At 64.3% G+C, this 26,408-nt stretch carries 25 protein-coding genes; 14 read left to right on the forward strand and 11 right to left on the reverse strand.

Annotated features, from left to right (window positions below; all coding sequences use genetic code 11):
* Positions 1 to 74: 74 nt before the first annotated feature.
* From ribA to ACWHXP_RS20695, 3 genes are all read left to right on the forward strand, one after another.
* Positions 75 to 761, forward strand: coding sequence for a GTP cyclohydrolase II (ribA, locus tag ACWHXP_RS20685; RefSeq protein ID WP_039790315.1), 687 nt, complete (start codon positions 75 to 77; stop codon positions 759 to 761).
* Between the two features lie 221 nt (positions 762 to 982).
* Positions 983 to 2,149, forward strand: coding sequence for a CobW family GTP-binding protein (locus ACWHXP_RS20690; RefSeq protein ID WP_039790314.1), 1,167 nt, complete (start codon positions 983 to 985; stop codon positions 2,147 to 2,149).
* A gap of 146 nt (positions 2,150 to 2,295) precedes the next feature.
* Entirely contained in the window at positions 2,296 to 5,136 is a 2,841-nt protein-coding gene (locus ACWHXP_RS20695; RefSeq protein ID WP_134137691.1) for a bifunctional diguanylate cyclase/phosphodiesterase, read from the forward strand.
* 69 nt (positions 5,137 to 5,205) lie between these two features.
* On the opposite strand, the gene ACWHXP_RS20700 is transcribed toward ACWHXP_RS20695, so the two are convergent.
* A complete protein-coding gene (locus ACWHXP_RS20700) occupies positions 5,206 to 6,141 on the reverse strand; it encodes an AEC family transporter (RefSeq protein ID WP_209585203.1) in 936 nt (311 codons plus the stop codon).
* Positions 6,142 to 6,278: 137 nt separating this feature from the next.
* Here ACWHXP_RS20700 and mnmC1 point away from each other — a divergent pair, with 137 nt between their 5' ends.
* On the forward strand, positions 6,279 to 8,156 hold the full coding sequence (gene mnmC1, locus ACWHXP_RS20705; protein WP_489635151.1) for an FAD-dependent 5-carboxymethylaminomethyl-2-thiouridine(34) oxidoreductase MnmC1: 1,878 nt from the start codon (positions 6,279 to 6,281) through the stop codon (positions 8,154 to 8,156).
* Here the strand turns inward: mnmC1 and ACWHXP_RS20710 are convergent.
* Both ACWHXP_RS20710 and ACWHXP_RS20715 read right to left on the reverse strand, forming a co-directional pair.
* Positions 8,131 to 8,466: a YXWGXW repeat-containing protein gene (locus tag ACWHXP_RS20710; RefSeq protein ID WP_489635150.1), complete on the reverse strand. Its 336-nt coding sequence runs from the start codon at positions 8,464 to 8,466 to the stop codon at positions 8,131 to 8,133. The genes mnmC1 and ACWHXP_RS20710 overlap by 26 nt on opposite strands.
* Before the next feature lie 220 nt (positions 8,467 to 8,686).
* Positions 8,687 to 9,664 (reverse strand): GNAT family N-acetyltransferase, encoded by a 978-nt coding sequence (locus tag ACWHXP_RS20715; protein ID WP_489635149.1) that lies wholly within the window; start codon positions 9,662 to 9,664, stop codon positions 8,687 to 8,689.
* Positions 9,665 to 9,908: 244 nt separating this feature from the next.
* On the opposite strand from ACWHXP_RS20715, the gene ACWHXP_RS20720 reads away from it, so the two are divergent.
* Positions 9,909 to 11,516: an NAD(P)/FAD-dependent oxidoreductase gene (locus ACWHXP_RS20720; protein ID WP_420105097.1), complete on the forward strand. Its 1,608-nt coding sequence runs from the start codon at positions 9,909 to 9,911 to the stop codon at positions 11,514 to 11,516.
* Positions 11,517 to 11,594: 78 nt separating this feature from the next.
* Here the strand turns inward: ACWHXP_RS20720 and phaP are convergent, their stop codons facing one another.
* From phaP to ACWHXP_RS20735, 3 genes are all read right to left on the reverse strand, one after another.
* Positions 11,595 to 12,164 carry a TIGR01841 family phasin gene (gene phaP / locus ACWHXP_RS20725; RefSeq protein WP_006463404.1) on the reverse strand — a complete coding sequence of 190 codons (570 nt, stop codon included), beginning with the start codon at positions 12,162 to 12,164 and terminating at the stop codon, positions 11,595 to 11,597.
* Between the two features lie 238 nt (positions 12,165 to 12,402).
* Positions 12,403 to 13,611, reverse strand: coding sequence for a patatin-like phospholipase family protein (locus tag ACWHXP_RS20730; protein ID WP_489635148.1), 1,209 nt, complete (start codon positions 13,609 to 13,611; stop codon positions 12,403 to 12,405).
* A 134-nt stretch (positions 13,612 to 13,745) separates the two neighbouring features.
* A complete protein-coding gene (locus tag ACWHXP_RS20735; RefSeq protein WP_034331418.1) occupies positions 13,746 to 13,952 on the reverse strand; it encodes a DUF3717 domain-containing protein in 207 nt (68 codons plus the stop codon).
* A 266-nt stretch (positions 13,953 to 14,218) separates the two neighbouring features.
* Here ACWHXP_RS20735 and ACWHXP_RS20740 point away from each other — a divergent pair, with 266 nt between their 5' ends.
* The 7 genes from ACWHXP_RS20740 to ACWHXP_RS20770 all read left to right on the forward strand — a co-directional run bounded on the left by ACWHXP_RS20740 (position 14,219) and on the right by ACWHXP_RS20770 (position 21,819).
* The gene (locus tag ACWHXP_RS20740; RefSeq protein ID WP_489635147.1) at positions 14,219 to 15,454 is read left to right on the forward strand and encodes an SfnB family sulfur acquisition oxidoreductase; all 1,236 of its coding nucleotides are present in this window, start codon (positions 14,219 to 14,221) and stop codon (positions 15,452 to 15,454) included.
* A 40-nt stretch (positions 15,455 to 15,494) separates the two neighbouring features.
* The gene (locus tag ACWHXP_RS20745) at positions 15,495 to 16,757 is read left to right on the forward strand and encodes an SfnB family sulfur acquisition oxidoreductase (protein ID WP_209570004.1); all 1,263 of its coding nucleotides are present in this window, start codon (positions 15,495 to 15,497) and stop codon (positions 16,755 to 16,757) included.
* A gap of 9 nt (positions 16,758 to 16,766) precedes the next feature.
* Positions 16,767 to 18,146 carry an LLM class flavin-dependent oxidoreductase gene (locus ACWHXP_RS20750; protein WP_489635146.1) on the forward strand — a complete coding sequence of 460 codons (1,380 nt, stop codon included), beginning with the start codon at positions 16,767 to 16,769 and terminating at the stop codon, positions 18,144 to 18,146.
* Between the two features lie 121 nt (positions 18,147 to 18,267).
* A complete protein-coding gene (locus ACWHXP_RS20755; RefSeq protein ID WP_489635145.1) occupies positions 18,268 to 19,089 on the forward strand; it encodes a MetQ/NlpA family ABC transporter substrate-binding protein in 822 nt (273 codons plus the stop codon).
* Between the two features lie 150 nt (positions 19,090 to 19,239).
* Positions 19,240 to 19,389 carry a hypothetical protein gene (locus ACWHXP_RS20760; protein WP_166675115.1) on the forward strand — a complete coding sequence of 50 codons (150 nt, stop codon included), beginning with the start codon at positions 19,240 to 19,242 and terminating at the stop codon, positions 19,387 to 19,389.
* Positions 19,390 to 19,527: 138 nt separating this feature from the next.
* A complete protein-coding gene (locus ACWHXP_RS20765; protein ID WP_489635838.1) occupies positions 19,528 to 20,460 on the forward strand; it encodes a DMT family transporter in 933 nt (310 codons plus the stop codon).
* Between the two features lie 12 nt (positions 20,461 to 20,472).
* Positions 20,473 to 21,819 carry a DUF2863 family protein gene (locus ACWHXP_RS20770; RefSeq protein ID WP_489635144.1) on the forward strand — a complete coding sequence of 449 codons (1,347 nt, stop codon included), beginning with the start codon at positions 20,473 to 20,475 and terminating at the stop codon, positions 21,817 to 21,819.
* 9 nt (positions 21,820 to 21,828) lie between these two features.
* On the opposite strand, the gene ACWHXP_RS20775 is transcribed toward ACWHXP_RS20770, so the two are convergent.
* Positions 21,829 to 22,155, reverse strand: coding sequence for a hypothetical protein (locus ACWHXP_RS20775; RefSeq protein ID WP_034338950.1), 327 nt, complete (start codon positions 22,153 to 22,155; stop codon positions 21,829 to 21,831).
* Positions 22,156 to 22,569: 414 nt separating this feature from the next.
* On the opposite strand from ACWHXP_RS20775, the gene ACWHXP_RS20780 reads away from it, so the two are divergent.
* Positions 22,570 to 23,415, forward strand: coding sequence for a transporter substrate-binding domain-containing protein (locus tag ACWHXP_RS20780; protein WP_413458433.1), 846 nt, complete (start codon positions 22,570 to 22,572; stop codon positions 23,413 to 23,415).
* A gap of 105 nt (positions 23,416 to 23,520) precedes the next feature.
* Here ACWHXP_RS20780 and ACWHXP_RS20785 read toward each other — a convergent pair whose 3' ends face one another.
* From ACWHXP_RS20785 to ACWHXP_RS20800, 4 genes are read right to left on the reverse strand one after another with little or no spacing between them, the layout of a single operon-like run.
* A complete protein-coding gene (locus tag ACWHXP_RS20785; RefSeq protein WP_489635143.1) occupies positions 23,521 to 23,898 on the reverse strand; it encodes a type II toxin-antitoxin system VapC family toxin in 378 nt (125 codons plus the stop codon).
* 17 nt (positions 23,899 to 23,915) lie between these two features.
* Positions 23,916 to 24,245 (reverse strand): hypothetical protein, encoded by a 330-nt coding sequence (locus ACWHXP_RS20790; RefSeq protein ID WP_489635142.1) that lies wholly within the window; start codon positions 24,243 to 24,245, stop codon positions 23,916 to 23,918.
* A 31-nt stretch (positions 24,246 to 24,276) separates the two neighbouring features.
* Entirely contained in the window at positions 24,277 to 24,468 is a 192-nt protein-coding gene (locus tag ACWHXP_RS20795) for a hypothetical protein (protein ID WP_489635141.1), read from the reverse strand.
* Positions 24,468 to 24,758: a hypothetical protein gene (locus ACWHXP_RS20800; RefSeq protein ID WP_489635140.1), complete on the reverse strand. Its 291-nt coding sequence runs from the start codon at positions 24,756 to 24,758 to the stop codon at positions 24,468 to 24,470. The genes ACWHXP_RS20795 and ACWHXP_RS20800 overlap by 1 nt, the downstream gene beginning before the upstream one ends.
* 439 nt (positions 24,759 to 25,197) lie before the next feature.
* Here ACWHXP_RS20800 and ACWHXP_RS20805 point away from each other — a divergent pair, with 439 nt between their 5' ends.
* Positions 25,198 to 26,349, forward strand: coding sequence for a sigma-54-dependent Fis family transcriptional regulator (locus tag ACWHXP_RS20805; protein WP_489635139.1), 1,152 nt, complete (start codon positions 25,198 to 25,200; stop codon positions 26,347 to 26,349).
* Positions 26,350 to 26,408 lie beyond the last annotated feature (59 nt).

Raw genomic sequence — 26,408 nt, forward strand, 5'->3', positions numbered from 1 at the left:
CCCGCGCGCTGAAATAAACCCGGGCGCAAGGTAAGATACGCGGTTCTGAGCATTCGATTCGAAAGCAGGTTGTCATGTCCTCACCGATCGCACCGGCCGCTGCCGCGCCGGAAGAAAAACTGGTTTTCGTCAGTTCGTGCAAGTTGCCCATGCCCTGGGCGACCTTCGAACTGCACGCCTTCTACGATGAAGTTTCCGGCAAGGAACACCTGGCCCTGACTTTGGGCGATGTCGGCAACGGCGAGCCGGTCCTGGGCCGCGTGCACTCCGAGTGCCTGACCGGCGATGCCCTGTTCTCCCAGCGCTGCGACTGCGGTGCCCAGCTGGAAGCGGCCCTCAAGAAGATCGCCAAGGAAGGCCGTGGCGTGCTGTTCTATCTGCGCCAGGAAGGCCGCGGCATCGGCCTGTTGAACAAGATCCGCGCCTATCACCTGCAGGACCAGGGCGCCGATACGGTCGAAGCCAACGAACGCCTGGGCTTCCCCGCCGACATGCGCCGCTACACCATCGTGCTGCCCATGCTGGCGCACCTGAAGATCACCAGCCTGCGCCTGATGACCAACAACCCGCGCAAGGTCAAGGCGCTGGAAGACAGCGGCATCACCGTGGCCGAGCGCATTGCGCTGATCGCCAACCACAATCCCTTCAACATCGGCTACCTGGGCACCAAGGCGCGCAAGCTGGGCCACCTGCTGCCGGGACTGGCCAAGACCGAAGAGAAGACGGAAAAAGTGCCGCTGGATGCGCACGACAACGAGTAACGCGCATTCATCACGCGGGTGAATACACGGCAGGCGGCCATTCAGAGCGTGAATTCCTGCCGTGCGGTAAAACCAGGTAAAGACACCGGTTCCCGCCGGGCGCGGCTTGCCGTCAGGACGGACCCCATGCGGTCCGTCTTTTTTTTGTCTCGCGGAAGCAGCCCGCTTGGCGCATCAGGTAGCATGACGGCTGCGTCGTCCTTACTCCCCGTCCTTACACCATGAATCCATCCGTCCCTGCCGGCAGCGCGCCGATCCCCGTTTCCCTGCTGACCGGTTTCCTGGGCAGCGGCAAGACCACGCTGCTGAACCATCTCATCACCCAGCCGGAGATGAAGAACACCCTGGTCATCATCAACGAGTTCGGCGAGATCGGCCTGGATCACCTGCTGGTGGCCCACAGCCAGGAAGAGACCATCGTCGAGATGAGCAGCGGCTGCCTGTGCTGCACCATCCGTGGCGACCTCAAGAAGACCTTGAAGGACATCACCTGGCGCTTCGCCGAAGGCGGCCAGCGCAAGTTCGACCGTGTCGTCATCGAGACCACCGGCCTGGCCTCGCCCACGCCCATCCTGCATACGCTGATGACCGATGCCTTCATCTCGGAGCGCTATCGCCTCGATGGCGTGATCGTCACGGTGGATGCCGTCAATGGCATGTCGACCCTGGACCATCACCCGGAAGCGATCCAGCAGGCCGCCGTCGCCGACCGCCTGTTGCTGACCAAGACCGACCTGGTGGATGCCGATACGCTGTCGGCCCTGCAGGCGCGCCTGCGCACGCTCAATCCCGGCGCGCGCCAGCTGCAGCCGCAGGTCGGCCAGATCGCTGCTGCCGAGCTGCTCGACGCGGGCCTCTTCAAGCCCGGCGAGAAGATGCCTGACGTCGCGCGCTGGCTCAACGAGGAAGCCTTCGCCGAGAAAGAGGCGCACGCCCATCATGCGCACCATCACCACGGCCATGGCCACGAGCACGGACACCACGATCATCATGGGCACCACCATGACGATCACGCCCATGACGTCAATCGTCACGATGACCACATCCGCGCCTTCTGCTTTACCTTCGACGAACCCATCGATCCGGTGCTCTTCGATGAGTGGCTGAGTTTGCTGGTCGGCTTCAAGGGCCCCAACATCCTGCGCATCAAGGGCATCCTCAATCTCAAGGGCGAGGACAAGCCGACCGTCATCCACGGCGTGCAGCACATCTTCCACCCCACGGCCACGCTGCCGGAGTGGCCCTCGGAAGACCGCCGCAGCCGCATCGTCTTCATCACCCGCGATGTCGAGCGCGCGACCATCGAGCGTTCCTTCGATGCCTTCATGCAGGCCCAAGCGATTGAGCGCGAAGCACGCGAGCAGCGCCAGTCACCATCGGTTTATTGAGCCCGGTCACGCTGAACAAATGCGTTTGTTCCCATGTGGAAACATGCGAGCAGGCTGGTCCGGTTAAAAATAAATGCGCTTTGACCGATAACAAGGGGAGTCCCGGATTATGATCGGGCTCTCCTAAGGGATATAACGATTCGTTTATGCAGCGTGTGATCAACAAGCTGGGGGCAACGTTGTCGGCATCGCTCACGCTGATGCTGGGTTTGTGTGCCACTGCGACGGTGTTCGTCGCGACCAGCCATCTGGAAGAGGATGCCGTCCAGCTCGACTTCGAGCGTCGGGCGGGCCTGCGCGCCTTCACCATACAGCGCGGTCTGGAAGAGGCGGTGCAGGTACAGTCGGTGGTGAACCATTTCTATGCCACCGTGGGCGATCCCACGCGCGAACAGTTCGAGAGCTTCACGCGGCCGCTGCTGGAACGCTATCCCTATGTGCGCGCCTTCAGCGTGCAGCGCTTCGTGGCCGACGAAGACCGCCTGGTCTTCGAAGCTCTGCGCCAGGGGGCCAAGCCGGGCTTTGAAATCACCGCGCTCGATGGCGACCGCACCGTGCGCGCCTCGCAGCAGCCGACCTATCTGGTGGTCGATTACGTGGAACCGGTGGCCGGCAATGAAGCGGCGCTCGGGCTGGATGTCTCGCGCAATCCCGCCATCATGGGCGCGCTCGACGCCGCCGTGGTCAGCGGGAATCCTTCTTCAACGCCGCCGATCCGGCTGGCCCAGACCGGCCCGGATGAGCGCGGCCTGCTGGTGATCCAGCCGGTCTATCGTGGTGGCGTACAGCCGACCGACACGGCGGCCCGGCGCGCACTGCTGGTCGGCGATACCACCGCCGTACTGGAACTCAACGGCCTGGTGCAGAAGATCCTCGACGGTGCCGGGCTGATGTCCGACCATGAGATCGGCCTGCGCCTCTACGTCGGACCCCAGGCCGATCCGGCCAACCTGGTCTACCGCCACGACAGCCAGCCCCGCGCCATGCAGTGGATGGACCAGGTCATCAAGCCGGGCAGCTTCTTCCGCCATCCCTCCACCACCATCACCAGCTTCGACATCGCCGGCCAGACCTGGCACATGGAGATCAGCATCCCGCCACGGTCGGTCTTCTCGGACCACTACGGTTCGCTGCTCATCGGCCTGGTCGGCGTGATCGCTTCGTTGCTGGGCGCGGCCTACATGCGGGCGCTGTCGATGCGTTCGCACCGCGTGCAGCAACTGGTGGAAGACAAGACCGCGGAGCTGCGCACGACCAATGCCCTGCTGTCGGATGACATCAAGGCGCGCCGCCTGGCCGAACGTGCGCTGCGCCTGCGTCATCAGGCCATCGAGGCCAGTGCCAATGCCATCCTGATCCTCTCGGCGCAGGAGCCGGACTACGCCATCGAATACGTCAATCCGGCCTTCGCCCGCATCACCGGCTACAGCAGCGGTGAAGCGGTGGGCAAGAGCATTCGTTTCCTGGAAGGCCGCGACAGCGATCCTGAAGGTTTCGAGACTGTGTGGATCGCCATGCGCGAACAGCGCGAACACAATGTTGTATTGCGCAACTATCACAAGGATGGCTCGGAGCTGTGGAACGATTTCTACATCGCCCCGGTGCGCGACGAGAGTAGCGTGGTGACGCATTTCGTGGCGGCGCTCTACGACATCACCTCGATGAAGCGCTATGAAGCCGAACTGGAATTCCAGGCCAGCCGCGACACGCTCACCGGCCTGATCAACCGCCACATGCTGCGCCATCATCTGGAGCAGGCCATCGGCACGGCCGAGCGGCAGAAGCAGGCCTTGTGGGTGGTGTTCGTAGACCTGGACCGCTTCAAGTTCGTCAACGACACCCTCGGGCACAAGGCCGGCGATACCCTGCTGCGCACGGTGGCCGGTCGCTTGCGTGCGGCCGTGCGTGAAGCCGATACCGTGGCGCGGCTGGGTGGCGACGAATTCATCATGATCCTGCCGGAGCAGGACGAACTCTCGCTCGATACCCGCAGCCTGCAACGCATCATGGATGCGGTGGCGGCCCCCGTGACGCTGGGCGGCCATACGCTGTTCATGACCTGCAGCATCGGCGTGGCCTGCTACCCCAACGATGGTACCGATGGCGAGACGCTGATCAAGCATGCCGACATCGCCATGTATCGCGGCAAGCAGACCGGCCGCAACAATTTCCAGTTCTACACCCCGGCCATGAACGAGCAGGCGCTGGAACGCCTGCGCATCGAAGGCGACCTGCGCAATGCGCTGGATCACGGCGAATTCCTGCTGCACTACCAGCCCAAGGTGGACCTGGCCTCGGGCCGCGTGGTGGGCAGCGAGGCGCTGATCCGCTGGCTGCATCCGCAACTGGGCATGGTCTCGCCGGCGCGCTTCATCGGCCTGGCCGAAGAGACCGGCCTGATCCTGCCCATCGGTGCCTGGGTCCTGCGCACCGCCTGCACCCAGTGCCGCCAGTGGCAACTGGCCGGGCATGAGGACATCAGCGTGTCGGTCAACCTCTCGGTCGGCCAGTTCCTGCAGAAGGATCTGGTCTCCTCGATTGCCGATGTGCTGCAAGACACCGGCCTGCCGCCGGCCTCGCTGGAAATCGAACTCACCGAGAGCCTCATGATGACCGACGTCGAGCACGCCATCGGCATCCTGGCGGGCTTGAAGAAACTGGGCATCCGTCTTTCCATCGACGACTTCGGTACCGGTTATTCGTCGCTGGCCTACCTGAAGCGCTTCCCCATCGACGTGCTCAAGATCGACCGTTCCTTCGTGCGCGACATCACCATCGATGCCGATGATGCGGCCATCACCGCCTCCATCATCTCGCTGGCGCGCCACTTGAAACTGCGCGTGATTGCGGAAGGCGTGGAGACCGATGAGCAGCTGGACTACCTGCGCCACTATGGCTGCGACGAGATCCAGGGTTACCTGTTCAGCCCGCCGGTGGCGGCCGAGAAGTTCGAGCAGATCCTGCGCGAAGAGCGGGTGATTTTGTAATTTTTCTTCACGCGCTGTTCTGGAATCAGGCCGCACGGCAATGCCGCTGCGGCCTTTTTCATATTGGGCTCAATGATGCGCAATCCAGGCCAGGATGAGCGCGATGGTGGGCAGCGAGAGGGTGGTGGAGTACAGGATGGCGCGCGACATGGCAGTGACTTCGCGTTGATACAGCTCGGCCAGCATGAAGGGGCCGGTACCGATGGGCAGCGCCGCCAGCAGTACCGCGCTGTCGGCCCACAGGCGCGGCATGGGCAGGATCCAGTAGGCCAGCACGGCGGTCACGGCCGGCTGCAGCAGCAGCTTGAAGGCCACCAGCAGCCACACCGGCGAGCCTCCCGCCGTGCGCACCGGCTGGGCCAGGAACAGCCCCAGCGAGACCAGCGCGCAAGGACCGGCCGCACCGCCCAGAATCTTGAAGAGCTGCTGCACGCCCGGCGGGATGGCCACCCCGCTCAGGGCCACGATGATGCCGGCCACGGGCGCGATCATGATGGGATTGCGCAGCAGCGAGCGGCCCACCTTGGCCACGGTCTGGCCGAAGGCGGCCTGGGCATGCAGGCAGGTTTCCAGCAGCACGATGGCGACCGCAAAGAGCAGGCAGGCCGTCATCACCATGGCGATCACCGAGGGCGGCAGGCCGTCGCTGCCGAAGGCCAGGTAGCACAGCGGAATGCCGATGAAGCCGGTATTGGCATAGGAACTGCCGAGGCTATCGATGATGACGTCAGGGGCGGCCGCCTTCTGGCGCAGGCGCAGCGCGGCGGTGATCAGGAACACCACCGCCACGCCGATGGCGAAGACGGCGATGAAGCGCAGGTTGGCGAAGTCCGCGGGTTTGAGGCGCGACATGGAATCGAACAGCAGCGCCGGCAGCGCCAGCCAGATCACGAAGCGGTTCAGCTCGCTGGCCGCGCCCGCCGAGAGGATGCGGCGCTTGCGGCACATCCAGCCCAGGAAGATCAACGAAAAAATCGGGAAGACGATGTTGAAGATGGCGAGCATGGCGTGGCGGGTTGACCGGCGTCGGAGGTGGGAACAGACCCTACGGAGCCGCTCCTGCTTTGTCAAGGCGCAATGCCGCACGGGGTGGGCGGCGTAGAATGGCGGCCTTGTCTGATTTATCCACAGGGCTTTTCACGATGCCTGCGCGTCCTCTTCAACTTGCCTCCCCTGAATTGCTGGCCGCCTGGCGCGCCGAGGCCGATACCATCACCGCCGCACTGCAGGGCGTTCCGGACTGCCTGCGCGAACAGCGCAGCGCCACCGTGCTGGACCTGCATTTCGGGCTGGGTCAGTCCTTCTTCGCCACCTGGCATGCCTTCGCCCGCCAGCGCGCGCAAGGGGAGGGCGCCGCACATTTGCACTACATTGCGATCCTGCCGCATCCGCCGACCGCCGATGTCCTCCATGAAGATTTGACTTATGCACAGGCCTTGCGCGCTGCATGGCCGCTGCCCTTGCCGGGCACGCACCGCCTCTTGCTCGATGAAGGCCGCGTCACGCTGACTCTGATCTGGGGTGCATTGGAAGAAGAGCTGGCCCGGCTGGAAGCGCCGGTAGACCTGTTCTACCTGCATGCGGACCCGACCCGCTTCGATCCCGCCGCGCCATCCTGGCATGCGCATGCCTGCAAGCGCCTGGCGCGGTTGGCCTGGACCGGGGCGCGGGCGCTGGTGTTCGGTGCGGCGGCCGATGTGGCGCTGATAGCGGCGATGCGTCAGGTCGGTTTCCATGGACAGGCGCAGGACGGCGCGCTGGCCTTGCGTTATGCACCGGCCTGGGCGCGTCCGGCCACGCACGTGGCGGCATCCGATACGCCGTTGCGGCGCGACCTGCCGCATGCACGGCAGGCGCTGGTGATCGGGGCCGGGCTGGCCGGAACCGCTGCGGCCGAGCGGCTCACGGCACGCGGCTGGTGCGTCGATCTCATCGATGCGGGCCCGGAGGTGGCCACCCGCGCTTCAGGCAATCACGGTGGTCTCTTCATGCCCGCGCTGGCACGCGATGACAGCCCGCTGGCGCGGCTCACACGGGCGGCCTTCCTGTTTGCCTCGCAGCGTCTCGATGATCTGGGCGGGGTCGGTCTGGATGATCGCGCCGCCATTCGTGGCGAGCGCTGCGGCATCCTGCAATTCGGCCGCGATGCCAAGCAGGCGATCTCCTTCGAGCAGGGCGCGCAGGAGTGGCAGTATCCGCCGCGTTATGCGCGCTGGATGTCCGCCGGTGAGACGGCAAGCGCACTGGGCATGCCGACCATGGGCGGCGGCTATTTCTTCCCGGAAGCGGGCTGGCTCAATCCGCCCTCGGTGTGCCGCCGCATGCTGGCGGTGGCGCAGTCGCACGGCGAGGTGCGCACGCATTTCAATCGCGCCGTCGCCCGTCTGGTACGCGTGGATGGTCAATGGCAGGCGCTCGATGCCGCTGGCCTGCTGATCGCGCAAGCGCCGGTGGTGATCCTCGCTGCGGGCGCGCAGGCGCGCGTGCTGGAGCAGGCGGCGGGTTTGCCGCTCAATGCAGTACGCGGCCAGGTCACGCACCTGCCTGCAACAGGCTTCCCCGATTTGCCGCATGCGCTGTGTGGTGACGGTTACCTCACGCGTCCCTATGCCGGGCAGGTGTGCATGGGGGCCAGCTATGATCGCTTCGACGATCCTGCGCTGCGTGCCGACAGCCATGCCGAGAACCTGGCCCGCCTGCAGCACATGCTGCCGCAGATCGCGGCACACATGTCGCTGCCGCAGGCGGATGCGGATCTTCCTGGGCGGGTCGGTCAGCGCTGCATCGCGCCGGACCGCTTGCCGCTGGTCGGTGCCTTGCCGGGTGAGGCGGGGATCTATGGCCTGTTGGGCTATGCCTCGCGCGGCCTGATCTGGGCACCGCTGATGGCCGAGTTGCTGGCCGCGATGATCGAGCGCGAGCCCTTGCCGCTGCCGCGCGAATTGGTGGCAGCGCTGGACCCGGCCCGTTTCGGCGCGGATTCAGCGATCGGCCTCAACGCACCCAGTGACCCGGAATGAACACCCAGCCACCCGGACCCGGTTGCCAGTGCGCCGGCTCATAGCGGGCGTAGTCGCGGCGCATGCGTTCCCAGTGGCCGCCGACCCAGACGTGGCGATGGCCGTTCCAGGCCCAGTAGCCGGGTGCCCAGGCATAGCCGTGGCGCGGGGCGGGCACCACTTCATAACGCGGGGCGGGCGGTGGCGTGCCGATGCGCACATCGACGCCGACTACCTGCGCTTGCGCGGCAGGCGCCAGGGCTGCGGTGGCAGCGAGCGCTGAGAGGGTCGTGAGAAGGACTAAGGCGAGGCGAGTGATCTTGGTTTTCATGGTGGACTCCTGCAAGGTGGTGGTGCGTGGATGCAGCGCAAGCGGGGCCGCGCTGTGAAAACCACTGTAGGAGCCGGGCTTCTTTAAGACTGTAATGTTGTGTTTCCAGTTGTGTCCGTACCTGCCAGCGCTGCGTATGGCAGCCCCGAAGGCAGCACCGCGCGGGGGAATCCGGTAACAAATCGCGGCACACCGATACATGCCGCCAGCCATGCAGCGCTCATTTCCTGCGCGCCGGGCGCTCGTAACGCTGCTCCACCACGCGGCTGCCCCATTGCTCGCCGGGCGACTCCTCGGCCAGTTCGAAGCCGGCCGACAGATACAGGTGGCGTGCCGCATCCAGTCCCTGGAAGGTCCACAAATAACAGGCCAGGCGATGGGCATCGACAAAGGCCATGGCCTGTTCCAGCAAGCGCCGTCCCACGCCGCTGCCGCGCAGGCTGTCGTCGACGATGAACCAGCGCAGGTGTGCTTGCCGGCGCTCCAGGTCGCCATCGATCACGATGGAGGCCAGGCAGCGCCCGTGTTCGACGTGGGTCCAGAGTTGCTTGCCGGCCTGGGGCAGGGTTTGTGCGAAGCTGCCCAGTTCGCTGGCCACCTTGTGTTCGAAGAACACCCCGAAGCCGGCCGCTGCGGCGTAGTAGCGCGCATGCAGGCTGGCGATATCGCCGATGCAGCCGGGCTGGTAGCCGGTGCTCAATTCCGATGCCGCGCCTTTGGCCGGGCGAGCTGCTGCATTGGGGTTGTCGCGCGACAGGGCCTCGGAATACAGCGCCAGCGCCCGCACCAGGCCCTGCTGGTCTTCCGGCAGGATGCGCCGCAGGGCCCCGGAGACCTGGTCGGTGGCGAACTTGTCGATCTTCTTGCGCAGCGCCTGCCCCGCTTCGGTCAGCGCCAGACTGTAGGCGCGCCCGTCGCCCGGCACCGGGCTGCGGCGTACCAGCCCCAGTGCCTCCAGCTTGGCCAACTGGCGGCTGGTGTTGGATTTGTCCAGATACAGCAGCTCGCCCAGCTCGCGCGCCTGCAAGCCGGGTTTGAGGCCGATCTCGATGAGCGCGTGTACCGCCGAGGGCGCCAGGTCGCTGCCGGCCAGGGTGCTGCGCATGAAGCCCAGTTCCCGCACCAGCTTGCGCGACAGCTCGCGCAACTGGCGGATGGTCTGGTCGCGCGGGGGAGAGTGCAGGCCGTCATAGTCCATGGCAAGATCCGGTAATGGTTGCGAAGTGCAATCAATGCTGCGCCAGATGATTGCGTTATGCAACTTGTTTAGCAGCCCGGGCCATCTTGGCTGTCGCACCTGCGCAACTGGCAGGGCCGGGCTGGGAGCGCCTGCCGGGCTGGAGTAAAATGTCGCCTTTCGCGCAGCCTTCCGCCGTGAGCACACCGGCCATCGTGGCCTGCGCCACCTCCTGCATCCCCAGTCTTGTTGAAAGTCCCCGCACATGTTGCGCATCTCTGAACTGACCCTTCCGTTGAGCCATACGGAAGACGAACTGAACGCCGCCATCCTCGACCGCCTGGGCATCCCGGCCGGCGACCTGCTGTCCTTCACGCTGTTTCGCCGCAGCTACGATGCCCGCAAGAAGACGGCCATCACCCTGAACTACACCATCGACGTCGAGGTGAAGGACGAGGCGGCGGTCCTGGCACGCCATGCGAAGACCACCAATGTCGGCCCCACGCCCGATACCTCCTATCACTACGTCACGCGCGCCCCGGCGAGCATCAAGAAGCGTCCGGTGGTGATCGGCTTCGGTCCCTGCGGTCTTTTTGCGGCGCTGATCCTGGCCGAGATGGGCTTCAATCCCATCATCCTGGAACGCGGCAAGACCGTGCGCGAGCGCACCAAGGACACCTGGGGCCTGTGGCGCCAGCGCGAATTGAAACCGGAATCGAACGTGCAGTTCGGTGAAGGCGGGGCCGGGACCTTCTCCGACGGCAAGCTCTACAGCCAGGTGAAGGACCCCAAGCACTATGGCCGCAAGGTGCTGGCCGAATTCGTGGCCGCCGATGCGCCGCCCGAAATCATGTACGTCAGCAAGCCCCACATCGGTACCTTCCGCCTGGTCAAGATGATCCAGCTCATGCGCGAGAAGATCGAGAAGTTGGGCGGCGAATTCCGCTTCGAGCAGCGCGTCGAGGATGTGCTGATCGAAGACGGCCAGATCCGTGGCCTGACCCTGAACACCGGCGAACAGATCGAAGCCGACCACGTGGTGCTGGCCATCGGCCACAGCGCCCGCGATACCTTCGAGATGCTCTACGAGCGCGGTGTCTACATCGAGGCCAAGCCGTTCTCGATCGGCTTCCGCGCCGAGCACCCGCAGTCGCTGATCGACAAGTGCCGCTTCGGTCCCGGTGCCGGCCATCCCATCCTGGGCGCGGCCGACTACAAGCTGGTGCACCACGCCTCCAATGGCCGTTCGGTCTACAGCTTCTGCATGTGCCCGGGCGGTACGGTGGTGGCGGCGACCTCCGAACCGGGCCGCGTGGTCACCAACGGCATGAGCCAGTATTCGCGCAATGAGCGCAATGCCAACAGCGGCATCGTGGTGGGCATCTCGCCGGCCGACTATCCGGGCCATCCGCTGGCCGGCATCGCCTTCCAGCGCGAGTGGGAAAGCCGCGCTTACGAGCTCGGCGGCGGCAACTACAATGCGCCGGGGCAACTGGTGGGCGACTTCATCGCCAATCGTCCCTCGACCCAGCTGGGCAGCGTGGAGCCATCGTACAAGCCGGGCGTGACCCTGGGCGACCTCAACCCGTCGCTGCCCACGTATGCCATCGATGCCATCCGCGAGGCGCTGCCGGCTTTCGAAAAGCAGATCCGTGGCTACTCCATGCATGACGCCGTGCTGACCGGCATCGAGACGCGGACCTCCTCGCCCATCCGCATCAAGCGTGACGACCACACCCTGCAGAGCCTCAACACCAAGGGCCTGTACCCGGCCGGTGAAGGCGCCGGTTATGCGGGCGGGATCATGTCGGCGGCCATCGACGGCATCCGCGTGGCCGAAGCGCTGGCGCTGGACATGGTGGGACAGGGCTGATCCTCCCGGACCGCCCAAAGCAAAACGCCGCTCCGGTGACCCGGGGCGGCGTTTTGTTTTTACGGCCTGAAGTGAAGATTACTTCTTGGCGCGGGCCGAAGCGACGGTCTTTTCAGCAGCAGCGGTGAACTGTTTGGTCGCGTTGGCCAGGTTGGCTTCCAGCGTTTCCACAGCTTGCTTGGAGTTCTTGGACAGTTGCTCGTAGGCAGCGTTGGCGTTGGTGAGGGTGGCCTTCAGGATGGAGACGGCTTGCTCCGAGCCCGGGGGCGCGTTCTTGCTGATCTCGTCGATCAGGGCCGACAGCTTGCGGCTGGTTTCGGAGATCTGGGCTTCGGCAGCCTTGGTGAATTCAGCCTGGGTCGAGGACACGATACCGGCCAGGTGACGGCTGTAGGCGGTGGCCTTTTCAGCGCCCGGCTGGGCTTGGGCGGCGGCCAGCGACAGCAGTTCCTGCGGGTCCTTGGCGGCGGCCAGCTGCTTGGCGGCAGCGGTGGCTTCTTCCAGGGTGGCCTTGGTGGCCGACAGGTTCAGTTCAACGATCTTTTCCACGCCTTCGAAGGCCTTGGCGGTCAGGTTGTTGATGAGGTCCAGGTGGGCTTGCAGGTTGGCCTTGGTGGCGGCGGAAAACTGATCTTGGTACGAAAACATGTGCATCTCCTAGGTGATATGAACAAATGAGCTTGCCGACGAGCGTGACGATCAAAACAATCGGCGTTCGAGCGCGGCTTTCGACCAGAATCAATCAACAATCATGATTTGTGCGCCGCAACAATTCTTATTTTATGCACTTCTTTGGTGAAATCAAGTGTTATTTGTGCGGCGCACAAAAAATAGTCCGCCGCGTGGACATTTTGCTACGCCGAACCAGCAGCGGCTTTGCGGGCGATCAAGCCGAACGTTCGGTCGTTTTCTCCGGGCGGACGTGGGTGTCGCCGCTGGGGAGGTCGTGGACCACGATGCCGGTATCGCTTTCGGAAAACGGACAGCCCTTGCCCAGCGCGATGGCACGCAGACCATCCTGATACCCTTGCTCCCAGCGCCACATCACCGAGCCTTTGGCGAAGTTGACGTCCTTGGAGGCCATGTTCCAGTCGCGCCCGGCATAGGCCAGCCGCACGATGTGGATGGTGCTGTCGGCACCCAGTTCGGCCATCATCTGGCGGTCCTGCTGGGTCAGCATGTCGGGCGGCAGGCGCTTGTAGAGCGCGTGGGCCGCGCGGCGCAGCTTGTATTGCTGCAGGTAGGCATCAATGTGGCGCTGGGAACGGGAGGCGAAGGTGACATCCTTCTCGCGCGTCTGCACCTCTTCCAGGGTACGCGGCTCCGGTCCGTCGGCATGCCACAGGTCGACCATCATGCAGAGCAGGTTGGTACGCGGCTCATCGTTGAGCACGACTTCCAGCGGCGTATTGGAATACAGCCCGCCATCCCAGTACAGCTCGCCGTCGATGCGCACCGGCGCAAAGCCCGGGGGCAGGGCGCCGCTGGCCATGACATGTTCCGGTCCCAGCGGCCGCTGGCGCGAATCGAAATTGACCAGCGTGCCACAGGTGACCTTGACCGCCGCGACCGTCATGCGGATGCCGGAGGGACCGTTGAGGTAATCGAAATCGACCAGACGCGAGAGCGTCTCGCCCAGCTCGGCAGTGCTGTAGAAACTGGCTTCGTCGGGCGGCACAGGCAGGCCCAGCGCAAAGGGGTTCAGCGGACGCGGCCGGAAGAAGCCGGCCGTGCCGCGCAGAAACGTATCGAGCGTGGTCAGGCGGGTGGCCCAGGGGCGCAAGGCGTCCGGGACCTGGCGCAGGTCGAACACGTCCGGATGCGCCACCGTCTCCCAGAATTCGCGCAGGCGGGCGATGCGGGTCTCGCGCGGGTTGCCCGCAATCAAGGCGGCGTTGATGGCACCGATGGAGGTGCCGACCACCCAGTCGGGGGTCAGGTCATTCTCGTGCAGGGCCTGGTAGACCCCGGCCTGGTAGGCACCCAGCGCACCGCCTCCCTGCAGCACCAGCGCCACGCGCGGCTTGGCAGCCACGGCGGCGGGGGCGGATTTGCGGCGGGGGGAGGGCGGCGACTGATCCTGATCCTTGCGCATCGTTCTTCCTTTCTGGGGATACCGGATTGATCCGGGAACAACGTGAACGTTCTGAATGTTCAGAAGGAGTCTAGGATAACGCGCTTACACGGAAGTGACCGTCACTGTACGCGGACGTACTAAAAACCTGGAGTTCAGCTGGCCAGCCAGGCCTCGATCAGCTGGCGCGCCTGGGCATCGATCTGCTCCAGGTCCACTTCATGGCGGCGATGGAAAATCATCATCGCGTACAAGCCCGCCAGGGCATTGACTTCCGGGGACAGTGCGCACTCCTCTCCGCTGGCCGGGCGCTGGTGGCGCCAGTAGTTGATTGCATCTTCGAGTTCGGTGAGGGTGAGCATGGCGGTATTTCTTGATAAAGACGTAAGGTAAAACGTCGGCGCATTCTACTCCATTTCAGCCGCCGATACTGGTTGAAAACACAGTATGGCCGGGCTTGCCGGACCTCCATGCAATTTCCGCATAAGCATCCGCGTTCTCTGCAGCATGCGAAAAACAAGCAAGCACATGCGCAATGCTTCGTTCGGATTCCCCCCTCGCTTTGCTCTAATGAGACCCCTCGCGCGCGCCATTCGGCGCTGCCCGCACTATCCCTCAGGAGTGGTTCATGTCCGCGCACATCCTAGAAACCGTCCGCCGTCCCGGCCTGCGCCAGGCCCAGCGCATAACCAGTGAAGCGCAGGCGCTGCAGGTTGGCGTCGAGCTGGCCGCCGAGTTCGCGCAAAGCGCCGCCGAGCGCGACCGTGAGCGCATCCTGCCGTTCGACCAGATCGAACGCTTTTCGCACAGCGGCCTGTGGGCCATCACCGTGCCGCGCTCCCATGGCGGTATCGGCGCATCATGGCAGACGGTGGCCGAGGTGTTTCGGTTGATCTCTGCGGCCGACCCTTCCATCGGCCAGATTCCGCAAAATCATTTCGGCAATCTCAACCTGATCGCCAAGCTCGCCAGCGAAGAGCAACAGCGCTTCTTCTTCAACGAGGTGCTCGAAGGCGCGCGACTGGGCAATGCCGGTCCCGAGCGCAACGGCAAGAACGTGCTCGACGTGCGTACCCGCGCGACCCTCGACACCGCAGCAGGTGATGGTAGCTACCTGCTCAATGGCACGCGTTTCTATTCCACCGGTGCGCTCTATGCGCACTGGATTCCCAGCCGCGCCATCGATGATGAGGGCCAGCCGCTGGTGGTCTACAGCCGCCACGATGCGCCGGGTCTGCGGGTGATCGATGACTGGTCCAGCTTCGGCCAGCGCACCACGGCCAGCGGTACGGTGGTGTTCGACAACGTGCGCGTGCCGGCGTCGCAGGTGCTGCCCCTGAAGGACGTGCTGCAGCAGCCCAACAACATCGGCCCGGTCTCGCAGCTGATCCAGGCCGCCATCGATGCTGGCATCGCCCATGCGGCCGTGCAGGACACCATCGCCTTCGTCACCACCCGTTCGCGTCCCTATGTGGACAGCGGCCTGGAGCGTGCCAGCGACGACCCCTACATCCTGCGCGACATCGGCAACCTGAGCCTGCGCCTGCATGCGGCCGAAGCGCTGCTGGAAGAGGCGGCCGCCGTGCTCGACAGCCTGTCCGCCAAGATCAGCTTCGAGCAGATGGCGCAAGCCTCGGTCGCCGTGGCCGAGGCCAAGGTGCTGTCCACCGAAGTGGCCCTGCTGGCCTCGGAAAAACTGTTCGAACTCTCCGGCTCGGCTGCGACCCTGGCGAGCCACAACCTCGACCGCCACTGGCGCAATGCGCGCGTGCACACGCTGCATGATCCGGTGCGCTGGAAATATTTTGCGGTCGGCAATTACGCCCTGAACGGCACGCCGCCGCCGCGCCACTCCTGGAGCTGATGCCCGGACCCTGCCTTCCCTCATTCGAACGCGAACCATCATGACCCAGACCGCTGCCGCCCAGGCCACCCACACCACGCTCGATTCCCTGCCGCCGCCGTCGGGCACGCCACCGCGCCTGGTGGCGCGCATCCGCGACGACGCCGAAGCCATCGCCGCCGCGCGCAAGCTGGCCGAGGACTTCAGCCGCGAAGCCGCGCTGCGCGACCGCGAGCGCAAGCTGCCCTGGGACGAGCTGGAACGCTACGTGCGTTCGGGCCTGTGGGGCATCACCGTGCCCAAGGAATACGGCGGTGCGGGTGTCAGCTACGGGACCTTGGCCGAAGTCATCGCTACCATCTCTGCGGCCGATGGTTCCATCGGACAGATTCCGCAAAACCATTTCTATGCGGTGGAACTGATCCGCGTCAACGGCAGCGAATCGCAGAAACGTTTCTTCTTCGACCGGGTGCTGCAGGGCGACCGCTTCGGCAACGCCCTGGCCGAACTCGGCACCAAGACCTCGCATGACCGCAAGACCCGTCTGAGTCGCAACGAACATGGCCCCGGCTACCGCATCAACGGCCGCAAGTTCTACGCCACCGGCGCGCTCTATGCCGACTGGGTCCCGACCTCGGTGATCGACGAAGAGGGTGTGCAGCAGCTGGCCATCGTACCGCGCCATGCACCGGGCCTGACCATCATCGATGACTGGTCCGGCTTCGGCCAGCGCACCACCGGCAGCGGCAGTGCCGTATTCGAGAACGTCCATGTACCGGCCGATGCCGTGATCGGGTTTGCCACTGCCTTCTCGCGGCCCACGCAGATCGGCCCGATGGCGCAGATCCAGCACGCGGCCATCGATCTGGGCATTGCCCGCGCAGCTTATGCGGACCTGCTGCAATTCGTGCGCACCCGCTCGCGGCCCTGGGTTGACAGCGGTGTGGAACGCGCCGGCGACGATCCGCTCACCATTCGCGAAGTGGGCGACCTGACCATTCAACTGCACGCCGCCGAAGCACTGGTGCGCCGCGCCGGCCGCAAGGTCGATGCCGCCGCTGCCGCGCCCACGGAAGACAGCATCGCAGAGGCGTCCATTGCGGTGGCCGAGGCACGCGTGCTGACCACCGAAGTCTCGCTGGCGGCCGGCAGCAAACTGTTTGAGCTGGCCGGTTCGCAATCGACCCTGTCCGAACACAATCTCGACCGCCACTGGCGCAATGCCCGCACCCATACGCTGCATGATCCGGTGCGCTGGAAATATCACGCCATCGGCAATTACGTCCTGAATGGCAAGAAGCCGCCGCGCCACGGCGCGATCTGAGGAGCCCGCATGGCCAAGAAGGAAATCCGTCTCAACGCATTCAACATGAATTGCGTCAGCCACATCAACCACGGCCTGTGGACGCACCCGCGCGACCGCTCGCAGGACTACACCGACATCGCCTACTGGACCGACCTGGCGCGCCTGCTGGAACGCGGCAAGTTCGACGGCCTGTTCCTGGCCGATATCGTGGGCGTCTATGACGTTTACCAGGGCAATACCGATCTCACCCTGCGCGAGACCATCCAGCTGCCCGTGAACGACCCGCTGATGCTGGTCTCGGCGATGGCGGCAGTCACCGAACATCTGGGCTTTGGCGTCACTGCCAACCTGACCTATGAGGCCCCGTTCCTGTTTGCGCGCCGCATGTCCACGCTGGATCATTTAAGTCGTGGCCGCGTGGGCTGGAACATCGTCACCGGTTATCTCGACAGCGCCGCGCGCGCCATGGGCTTGCATGAACAGCTGGAACACGATCAGCGCTATGACCGCGCCGATGAATTCATGGAAGTGGTCTACAAGCTCTGGGAAGGCAGCTGGGAAGACGGTGCCGTGGTGCGTGACCGCGCGCGCCGCGTCTATGCTGACCCGGCCAAGGTGCACAAGATCGCGCATCACGGCGACTACTACCACGTCGAAGGCATCCACCTGAGCGAGCCGTCGCGCCAGCGCACGCCCGTGCTGTACCAGGCCGGTTCGTCCGGACGTGGACAGGCCTTCGGTGCACGCCATGCGGAATGCGTGTTCATCTCCAGCCAGAGCAAGGACGCCACGCGCAAGCTGGTGCAGAGCATTCGTGACGGGGCGGTGCGCGAGGGACGCGATCCGGACGCCATCAAGATCTTCATGGGCCTGACGGTGGTGACCGGCCGCACTGACGAGGAGGCCCAGGAGCGCTTCCGCGAATACGCCAGCTACGCCAGTCCCGAAGCGGGGCTCGCGCATTTCTCGGCGGGCACCGGCATCGATTTTTCTAAGTATGAGTTCGATGAACCGATCCGCGCGGCCAAGACCAATGCCATCGAATCGCTGACCAAGGTGGTCACGCAACCGGAGCTGAACTGGACCAAGCGCAAGCTGCTGCAACAGCTCGAACTGGGTGGCCGTTATGCCAGCATCGTGGGCGCGCCCGACCGCATCGCCGATGAACTGGAAAGCTGGGTCGCAGACACCGGCATCGACGGCTACAACCTGACCCGTACGGTCGCGCCGGAGAGTTTCGAAGACTTCGTGAACCTGGTCATTCCGGTCCTGCAGGAACGCGGTTCCTACAAGCGCGAATACGCCCAGGGAACTTTGCGTGAAAAACTTTTCCAGCGCGGTGCCACCTTGCCGCAAGAGCACGTGGGTGCGGGTTTCCGGGCGGGAGCGGCGGTCGAGCACGCCTGAAGAAAATCGCCTGGTGGCTGCGCGCAGGCACATGCGCGCAGCACATAAGCAAAGCGGAAATGATTCCTTCCGCACCGGTTGAGGGCTCGCTACATTGGCCTTTTTTCAACCGGGGAAAACAATGAAATCGATCGTCACCAACTGGCTTTCGCACCTTGCCATCGGCGTGCTGGCCAGCGCCAGCATCACGGCCCAGGCCGCCACCGACCAGGTGATTCGCGTGGGCGTGACCAGTGGTCCGCATGCGCAGATTTTCGAGCAGGCACGCCGCGTCTTCGAGCGTGACAATCCGGGCTACAAGGTCAAGATCATCGAGTTCAACGACTACATCCAGCCCAATGCGGCGCTGGACGCAGGCGAGCTCGATGCCAACAGCTACCAGCATCGTCCCTTCCTCAATGCGCAGATCAAGGCGCGCGGCTACAAGCTCTATGCCGAGGGCAAGACCATGATCGGGCCCATGGCGATCTATTCGCGCAGGTATCGCAAGCTGGAGGACCTGCCGGTGGGAGCAAAGATCGGCATTCCCAATGACCCGGCCAACGAGAGCCGCGTGCTGCTGCTGTTGCAGAAGCAGGGCCTCATCAAGCTGCGCGAGGGCATCGATCCGCTGACCGGCACCAATGCCACGCCCATCGACATCACCGAGAATCCCAAGAAGTGGAAGTTCGTCGAGATCGACGCCGCGCAATTGCCGCGCACGCTCGATGACCTGGATGCCTCGGCCATCAACGCCGACTATGCCTCCAAGGCCGGCTTCAATCCGGCGCGCGACAGCCTGCTCGTGGAAAGCGGCGACAGCCCCTATGCCTGCCTGATCGCCGTGCGCGACAAGGACCGTGCGCAGCCTTGGCTGGGCAAGCTGGTGCAGGCGTATCAGTCGCCGGAAGTGAAGCGGTATATCGAGACGGAGTTCAAGGGAGGGATTCTGGCGGCTTGGTGAGTGCGATCGTTCTTGCCGGGCGTTGATTTGTTTTGATGGCGCGGCAAAAGTTTTTGAAACGCATCAACGTCGAGAGAGCGGCCCTTATAGTGAAGTCCCGGCGCATGTCCGCATGCGGCCGGTTCAACGTTCACGAGAGGGAATTCGCTCATGTCATTTTTCCGCAAGCTTTGGCAGGATCTTAAAAACGGCGAAATGCACGCCGGTGCGCTGGTGGCTGAGCTTGGCACGATTGGGTTCGTTTTGCTGCTTCTGCTATTGGGCGGTGTCAAAAAACTCATCGAGACTTTCTGGCATTGAGCTCGCCGCACTTTTCTTTTCCACAGGGCTGCACGCCCTCATCCGGTTCCCCTCGTTCGAGCAGGTAAAATGCTGGCTCCATTCACCGGAGCCAGCGTCGTCCATACCGCCGGCCTCGACACGATATCCGAACCGAACATGAGCTACACCCCCAGCCGCCCCATGGGCTATGGCTGCCTGATCCTGAGCATGTCCCTGGTCGGCGCTTACGTCGCGCTGACCAAGCCGCTGGCGGCGCTGCTGCCGGTGTTCCTGCTGGCCTGGCTGCGCTTCGCCATCGGCGCGGTCGCCATGCTGCGCTGGCTGAAAAAACCGGCCGATGAAAAACCGCTCTCCGCGCAGTCGCGCTGGCTGGTCTTCCTCGAATCCTTCCTCGGCAATTTCCTCTTTACGTTGTGCATGATTACCGGCGTGTCGATGACCAATGCGGTCTCGGCGGGCGTGATCATGTCCTCCATTCCGGCCGTGGTGGCGGTGATGAGCTGGGTCTTCCTCAAGGAAAAAATCAGCCTGCGCGTCTGGGGCGCGGTGGCCTGCGGGGCCATCGGCATCGGCTTGCTGTCGCTGGCCAAGGACAGCCATGGCGCGGCCGCCGCCAGCGGCGGGCAGAGCGCCTGGCTGGGCAACGTACTGGTGTTCTGCGCGGTGCTGTGCGAGGCCGCCTATGCCGTCATCGGCAAGAAGCTGACCACGGTCCTCACGCCCAAGCGCATCAGCGCCGTCATCAACCTGTGGGGCCTGCTGCTGATGACTCCCATGGGCTTCTACACCGCGCTGCAATTCAATTTCTCCACCGTGCCGGTCAACATCTGGCTGCTGCTGGTGTTCTATGCCCTGGCCGCCAGCGTCTGGACCGTGTGGCTGTGGATGACGGGATTGAAGGTGGTCCCGGCTGCGCGTGCCGGCGTCTTTACCGTGATGCTGCCGGTCTCGGCCGCGGTGGTCGGCGTGCTGGCCCTGGGTGAAAGCCTCTCGGCCCTGCAGGCCGGCGCCTTCGCCGTGGCCCTGGCCGGGATGTTCCTGGCCACGCTGCCTGGCCGCAATACTGCCGACAAGTTACCGCTGAACTGAGCGAGGAAAAAAATGAATCAAACCAAACGCCCCACCGGCAAACCACATTCCCCCGGCCCCAAGAAAGCCCCCCCGGGCCACGCCAAGCCAGCCGCGAAGGCGGGCCCCAAGCCCGCGACCGCGGGCCCGGCACGCGACAAGCCCAAGACCCACGTCTCCACCGAAGCCGCCCGCCGTCGCCAGCACCAGGCGCATGCGGCCTCGCAGAGCCTGGATGAAGATGAACTGCGCGTGCAGCAGATGGTGGCGCTGGCCAGTGCGGTGGCCGCCGATGCGCCGGACCGCGCAGGCCGCCGCGTCGGCCAGGATGAACTGGAACGCATGGTGCGCAATACCCTGCGCGAGCGCGATGACGACACCCTCTACGAAGCGCTGGAACAGCTGCGCTACGACGATCCGCGCGGCCACGCTTTCCTGCGTGAAGTGGTGGAAGAGGGCGCCGACATCATTGTGCTGCGCCGTGGCGAGAAGGAACTGGAGATCAATGCCTTCCTGATCCCCCTGCTGGTCCGCACGCGCGGTGGCCTGCGCGAGGCGCAGGCATTGGCCGATGGCGATGCCTTCGACACCCTGCGCGAGAGCATCCAGAAAGCCGGACTGGAAAGTCCCAAGGCGCGCGTGGTGCTGGTGCATCATCTCTATCATCCGGAAGAGATCAACGCCTTGAGCTTCAGTGAAGTGGAGGCCATGAATCGCGATGCCTTTGCCTCACTGACCGACAAGAAGATCCTGAGCGTGCCGGCCATCGAGCGCAGCATGCGCGGCTGGCCGGCCAGCCATTTCGCGGCCGACGATGAGGCGCTGGAACTGCGCTTCCTGCTGGGCTTTTCGCTCAAGGAGGTGACTGATCCCTTCTATGTGATTCCACAGGAAGAAGCGGCCGCCGATGCCTACTTCGAATCGCGCGCGCAACGCTTCCGCCAGTGGAGCGAAGAGATCACGCCGCTGATGCAGCAATGCCTGACCGGGCAAACCGGCGAGGCGGCGCAGTGCCAGTTGCACTTCCTGTACCAGGATCTGTTCCATGGCGCCAAGCACACAGGCAATGGCGAATACCGCACCCTGCAGATGCTCTCCGAACTGGAAGCCGGTCTGGCGCAATCCGCTGCACAGGCGGCAGAGGCGAGTGCCTACATCGCGCTGGTGGACGAGGACGACGAGACCACCCTGCAGGTCGTACTGCGCAATGCCCAAGCCACGTTGGCCCGCTCTGAACATCTGGTCGAGGGCGATCTGCAGGCGGTGCTGTTCGATGCCGCCGATGCGGTGGCCTCGCTGGGTGTGACGGCCGTGCGCCTGGCCGATGGCTTTGATGAGCACGGACAGCCGGTGCGTGCGCGCGATCTGCCGGCGGCCTGATCAGCGGGCTCAGTCCAGCAGCGCCTGCAGGCTGGTTCCAGCAGGCTGGCAGCGGAAAATCAGCTCTACCTGCATCGGACGCCAGCCACGGATGAGCTGGCGCAGGTCGGCCTGCATCTGCTGCTTGCCGCAGAAGGCGGTCGCTTTCTCGCGCGCGGCCGAAGTCAGGGCCGGAATCGACATGGTGTAGCTCACCCCCGTGGCCGAGACCGTGTAGAGATCGCCACGCCCGGCGCTGACTTCGCTGAAGTTGGCGCAGCCGCCCAAGGCGGCGGCACCGAGGCAGGCTGCGGCCAGGCTGGCGCGGCGGCGATGATGTTGACGTTGAGTGCGCATGAGATCCCCCGTTGTGCTCGTGACGCGTGCCGTCGGCAGAATTGCCCTGCGGCATCAACACGACAGGGCAAGCCTACGCGCGGCATGGCTGCCGTTGGGGGTGGCTTACCCGGTTTTACCCGGATGGCGTGGCTGTAAAAAAATCTTCAATGGCGTTCGAAAAATAGCGTGACCTGTCAATTTTCGTACAGGCGTGTCAGGGCGCTGGCTACTTCATGTGCACGTAAATAATTTCCTGCCTGCTGGGAGCCAGGGCCATGTGGCTCCACGTGCATGGCATTTGCCTGCGCGAGCGGCTTGCGGCTGGGCTAAAATCATCGACGCCGTCCGGCCAGGGCCGGGTGGCAGACCACGTGTGCCATGCTGCCGACCACAGCGCAGCGGTACCATCCGCCAAATCAGGGAGAACCGAGAATGACCAACCGTCGCAGTTTCATCACCGGCGTGGCCGGCCTTGCCGCCGCCACTGCCATCCCCAACGTCTTCGCCCAGGCCGCCGCTGCGACCGGCTCCACGGAACCGACCCTGGCCCGCGTGCAGCGGACCAAGACCCTGCGCATCGGTGCCGTGCGCGGTGCCGCACCCTACTACAACAAGGACCTGGCCAGCGGCGAGTGGGGCGGTTTCATGATCGATTTCGCCAAGAGCCTGGCGGCCAGCCTGAACGTGAAGCTGGACATCACCGAAACCACCTGGGGCAACTCGGTGCTGGACCTGCAGACGCACAAGATCGACCTGTTCTTCGGCATGAACCCGACCCCGGCCCGCCGCGAAGTGATCGGCTTTACCGAACCGCTGTTCCTGAACGCCTTCACGGTGGTCTCCAAGAAGGAGTTCAAGACCTGGGCCGACCTGAACAAGCCGGAAGTCAAAATCGCCGTGGACATCGGTTCTTCGCATGACCAGATGATCAGCCGCGTCTGTCCCAACGCCACCATCGTGCGCCTGGAAAAGGCTGACGACGCCACCCTGGCGCTGCAGACCGGCCGCGTCGATGCGCAGGTGCTGGTGTGGCTGCTGGCCCTGAACATCCTCAAGAAGAATCCTGCGCTGGGCAAGATGACCGTGCCGCAGCCGCTGGAAGCGACCTCCACCAACATCGGCGTGCCCAAGGAAGAGGACAAGGCCTGGGTCGAGACCATCAACAAGTGGATCGCCGCCGAGCGCGCCGCCGGCAAGATCAAGCCGACCGTGCTGGGCAATCTGCAGAAGCTCTCCGGGGTGAAGCCGGAGGATGTGCCGGCGCAGATTCCGCTGTGATGCCGGGCGGCCTGATCGGCCGCGCTGCAGACAAAGAAAACCCGCGCTGAAATGCCAGTGCGGGTTTTTTATTGGCGGGTCGGAGGGCGCTTGTGGGCAGACGTTTCAGTTGCCCAGCAAACGCATGCCGGCGGTTCTGGCGGCCTTGCGATCAAAGGTCAGCGTATCGCTGCATCCAGCCTGGTAGCCGCTGCGTTCGATCAGGCAATCCGCAAATCCTGCTGTCGATTCAGCAAAGCGGTGAAGCGCCTGCGATGCGCTTTCGGAATTTTCGACAACAATTTCAGGGGCCAGCAGGAGCTTCTCGATGATGCGCACCAATTGAGGCTTGCGCACCTTGTAGGCAGCATGCAGCACCCACACCAATTCTGCCAGGGCGATCTGGGACAGGAAGCCCGGCTGTTGCTCGTTCAGCGATTCGATCACTGCCGTCGCTTGGGCTGATTGCAGCGGATGGTCCTGGGCGAAGTAACGGGCCAGCACATTGGTGTCCAAGCCGATCATTGCGCGGCCCCGCCTCGCCGGGCAATGGCTTGCTCCATTTCCTGCAGAGACACGGGGCGCTGCTGCGGCCGCACGCAGCCCTTGAGTGCCCGGATCGACCCTGAAGAGATGCCAGGCGTGGCTTGCGACCGGGGCTCGGGCGCGATGGCGTTCTTGTTTTTCGCATGAGCCTTGAGCACGTGGGGAGCGATGGCAGCGGCAGGCACGGTGAACCTCCAGTCAGGGGAAAAAGGGAGAGCCGCGAAGTTGCCAGATGCCTTCCCCAATGTCGAGGTCATGACGATTTTTTGCCGGGAGGTCTCGATTTTTTGCGGAGCATCTTTCATGGCAGGTTGGATCGCCTCCGATGCAATTGCATCATTTGATTCGCTTGAGCTCGCTGGCATGGAGCACCACCTCCAGCAGGGTTTCCAGCTTGATCATGCGCTCGGTAAGGTTTTCTATCCGTATCTGTTGCTGACGCAGGGCTTCGCTCTGCCGGGTCACCTTGTCCTCCAGCTTGATGACGGTCGCCAGAGCGCTCCAGATACGGCCGGTAATGCCGAACATCAGGAGCTCCAGGACCGGGCGGATGCGTCCAGCGCAGCCAGCCGTGCATTGCTGGCCTCGATGAAGGCCAGCGACGCATCGGCGCTGGCTCCGGCCCGTTCGGCGGCTTCCTGCGCCAGAATGGCCAGTGTGTCCAGCTCCTCTTCCCATTGCGCAGCCTCATACGCCAGGGCACCGAGACACATCAGCTCCGAGATCTGCAGCCCCAGTTTGCGGGCCTTGGCAGCGATGATTTTCTCTTCTTGCGCGGTGGCTTCGACCACGATGGTTGCGACGGCAGCAGTACGCATGATGAACCTCCTGACAGGGAAAGGGGAGAACCGCGAACTTGCCTGATGCCCTGCCTGAAGTCGAGGCCATTGCAGATTTTTGCAGGAGGGTCTCGATTTTTTGCGGAGCATCTCTCGCACGCTGGTAGCGTCTTTCTGCAAGCCGGCATCATGAAGCAGAAAAATATTTGCTGACAATTTGCAAGCACAAGAACGCCGCTGCCGGGCTTTTGTCTTGCTGGCCGGGGCCTGTGAACCGCCCCTCATGCTCCGATCAGCGTCGACATGAGCCCCCCTTCGCGCCTTGAGACAAGCGTCTCACCATCCCCCGATGCTGCGCCGCAGGACAACTCGCCGCGCACGCTGTGCTACAACATCACCCATCGCTTCACCGTCGTTTGCGCCCTGATCCGCATTGATGCCGATGGATCCGCGCAGTGCCGTCCAGCCAGGAGCCCCCATGCCCTACGTTGCGAAAGTCAGCCATCTCGACCGCGTGCGCCGCCTGCTCGACGGCCAGCCCGATCCTGCCGCCAGTCCCTACCTGCAACGGCTGAGCTCGTCTTACCTGCGTTCGCTCGACCAGCACCATCTCGACCCGGCCGACATGCGCGGTCCGCGCGTGCTGAGTTCCGGCGAGCTGCGCCAGGTCCAGCAGGGCGAGGAAGATTTCCTGCGGGCATCAGGGCAGTGCCTGTCGGTGCTGCACCAGACCGTGCGCGAAGCCGATTACTGCGTGATGCTCACCAATGCCGGCGGCACCACCATCGACTATCGCGTGGACCGCGAGCGCCGGCATGATTTCAAGCGGGCCGGTCTCTATCTCGGTTCCTGCTGGTCCGAGAGCGAAGAGGGGACTTGCGGAGTGGCCGCCGTGCTGCAGGATGCCTTGCCGATCACGGTCCACAAGAGCGATCACTTCCGCGCCGCCTTCACCACACTGACCTGCAGCGCCGCCCCCATCTTCTCGCCGTCGGGTGAGCTGATCGGCGTGCTCGATGCATCGGCGATCCGCTCGCCCGATGCGCGCGACAGCCAGAACCTGGTCAACCGCATCGTCCAGCAAAGCGCCACCCTGATCGAAGACGGTTATTTCCTCAATGCCATGGCCTGCGCCTGGGTGCTGCTGGTCCATCGCAGCCGCCATTACGTGGAAGCGCAACCGGAAATCCTCATCGCCTTCGACGCCCTGGGCAACATCATCGCGGCCAATCGCCGCGCGCGCGAATGCATCGCGGGATTGCAGCAATTGCCGCGCCCCATGGGCGAGATCTTCGACCTGCAGTTCGAACGCCTGCTCGACAGCCGCGCCCTGCAAGGCTTGCATCTGCTGCGCCTGCATGGCGGCAGCACGCTCTATGGCCGCGTACGCGCACCCGTCTCGCGTGCGGTGCGTCCGGCCCGTGCCCATGCGGCGGCGACGCCGGTGGCCACAACCAGCGAGAGCCCCGCCATCGAAGCCGATGAACGCCAGGAGCGCGACCAGATCGTCGCCGCCCTGACTGAATGCAAATGGCGTGCGCCGCACGCCGCCCAGTTGCTGGGCATGTCACGCGCCACGCTGTACCGGCGCATGGCGCGCTACCGCATCCTGCCGCCGCATCGACGTTAGCGCGGCAGGCTTCACCCAGGCGGTCACAGAACCGCCACCCCCATCCAACCACGAGATCT

This window comes from Herbaspirillum sp. Her2 (genome assembly GCF_057961375.1).

Coding starts and splice junctions, on each gene's coding strand:
- ribA (WP_039790315.1), top strand. CDS start 75: ATGTCCTCACCGATCGCACCGGCCGCTGCCGCGCCGGAAGAAAAACTG.
- ACWHXP_RS20690 (WP_039790314.1), top strand. CDS start 983: ATGAATCCATCCGTCCCTGCCGGCAGCGCGCCGATCCCCGTTTCCCTG.
- ACWHXP_RS20695 (WP_134137691.1), top strand. CDS start 2,296: ATGCAGCGTGTGATCAACAAGCTGGGGGCAACGTTGTCGGCATCGCTC.
- ACWHXP_RS20700 (WP_209585203.1), bottom strand. CDS start 6,141: ATGCTCGCCATCTTCAACATCGTCTTCCCGATTTTTTCGTTGATCTTC.
- mnmC1 (WP_489635151.1), top strand. CDS start 6,279: ATGCCTGCGCGTCCTCTTCAACTTGCCTCCCCTGAATTGCTGGCCGCC.
- ACWHXP_RS20710 (WP_489635150.1), bottom strand. CDS start 8,466: ATGAAAACCAAGATCACTCGCCTCGCCTTAGTCCTTCTCACGACCCTC.
- ACWHXP_RS20715 (WP_489635149.1), bottom strand. CDS start 9,664: ATGGACTATGACGGCCTGCACTCTCCCCCGCGCGACCAGACCATCCGC.
- ACWHXP_RS20720 (WP_420105097.1), top strand. CDS start 9,909: ATGTTGCGCATCTCTGAACTGACCCTTCCGTTGAGCCATACGGAAGAC.
- phaP (WP_006463404.1), bottom strand. CDS start 12,164: ATGTTTTCGTACCAAGATCAGTTTTCCGCCGCCACCAAGGCCAACCTG.
- ACWHXP_RS20730 (WP_489635148.1), bottom strand. CDS start 13,611: ATGCGCAAGGATCAGGATCAGTCGCCGCCCTCCCCCCGCCGCAAATCC.
- ACWHXP_RS20735 (WP_034331418.1), bottom strand. CDS start 13,952: ATGCTCACCCTCACCGAACTCGAAGATGCAATCAACTACTGGCGCCAC.
- ACWHXP_RS20740 (WP_489635147.1), top strand. CDS start 14,219: ATGTCCGCGCACATCCTAGAAACCGTCCGCCGTCCCGGCCTGCGCCAG.
- ACWHXP_RS20745 (WP_209570004.1), top strand. CDS start 15,495: ATGACCCAGACCGCTGCCGCCCAGGCCACCCACACCACGCTCGATTCC.
- ACWHXP_RS20750 (WP_489635146.1), top strand. CDS start 16,767: ATGGCCAAGAAGGAAATCCGTCTCAACGCATTCAACATGAATTGCGTC.
- ACWHXP_RS20755 (WP_489635145.1), top strand. CDS start 18,268: ATGAAATCGATCGTCACCAACTGGCTTTCGCACCTTGCCATCGGCGTG.
- ACWHXP_RS20760 (WP_166675115.1), top strand. CDS start 19,240: ATGTCATTTTTCCGCAAGCTTTGGCAGGATCTTAAAAACGGCGAAATG.
- ACWHXP_RS20765 (WP_489635838.1), top strand. CDS start 19,528: ATGAGCTACACCCCCAGCCGCCCCATGGGCTATGGCTGCCTGATCCTG.
- ACWHXP_RS20770 (WP_489635144.1), top strand. CDS start 20,473: ATGAATCAAACCAAACGCCCCACCGGCAAACCACATTCCCCCGGCCCC.
- ACWHXP_RS20775 (WP_034338950.1), bottom strand. CDS start 22,155: ATGCGCACTCAACGTCAACATCATCGCCGCCGCGCCAGCCTGGCCGCA.
- ACWHXP_RS20780 (WP_413458433.1), top strand. CDS start 22,570: ATGACCAACCGTCGCAGTTTCATCACCGGCGTGGCCGGCCTTGCCGCC.
- ACWHXP_RS20790 (WP_489635142.1), bottom strand. CDS start 24,245: ATGAAAGATGCTCCGCAAAAAATCGAGACCTCCCGGCAAAAAATCGTC.
- ACWHXP_RS20795 (WP_489635141.1), bottom strand. CDS start 24,468: ATGTTCGGCATTACCGGCCGTATCTGGAGCGCTCTGGCGACCGTCATC.
- ACWHXP_RS20800 (WP_489635140.1), bottom strand. CDS start 24,758: ATGCGTACTGCTGCCGTCGCAACCATCGTGGTCGAAGCCACCGCGCAA.
- ACWHXP_RS20805 (WP_489635139.1), top strand. CDS start 25,198: ATGCCCTACGTTGCGAAAGTCAGCCATCTCGACCGCGTGCGCCGCCTG.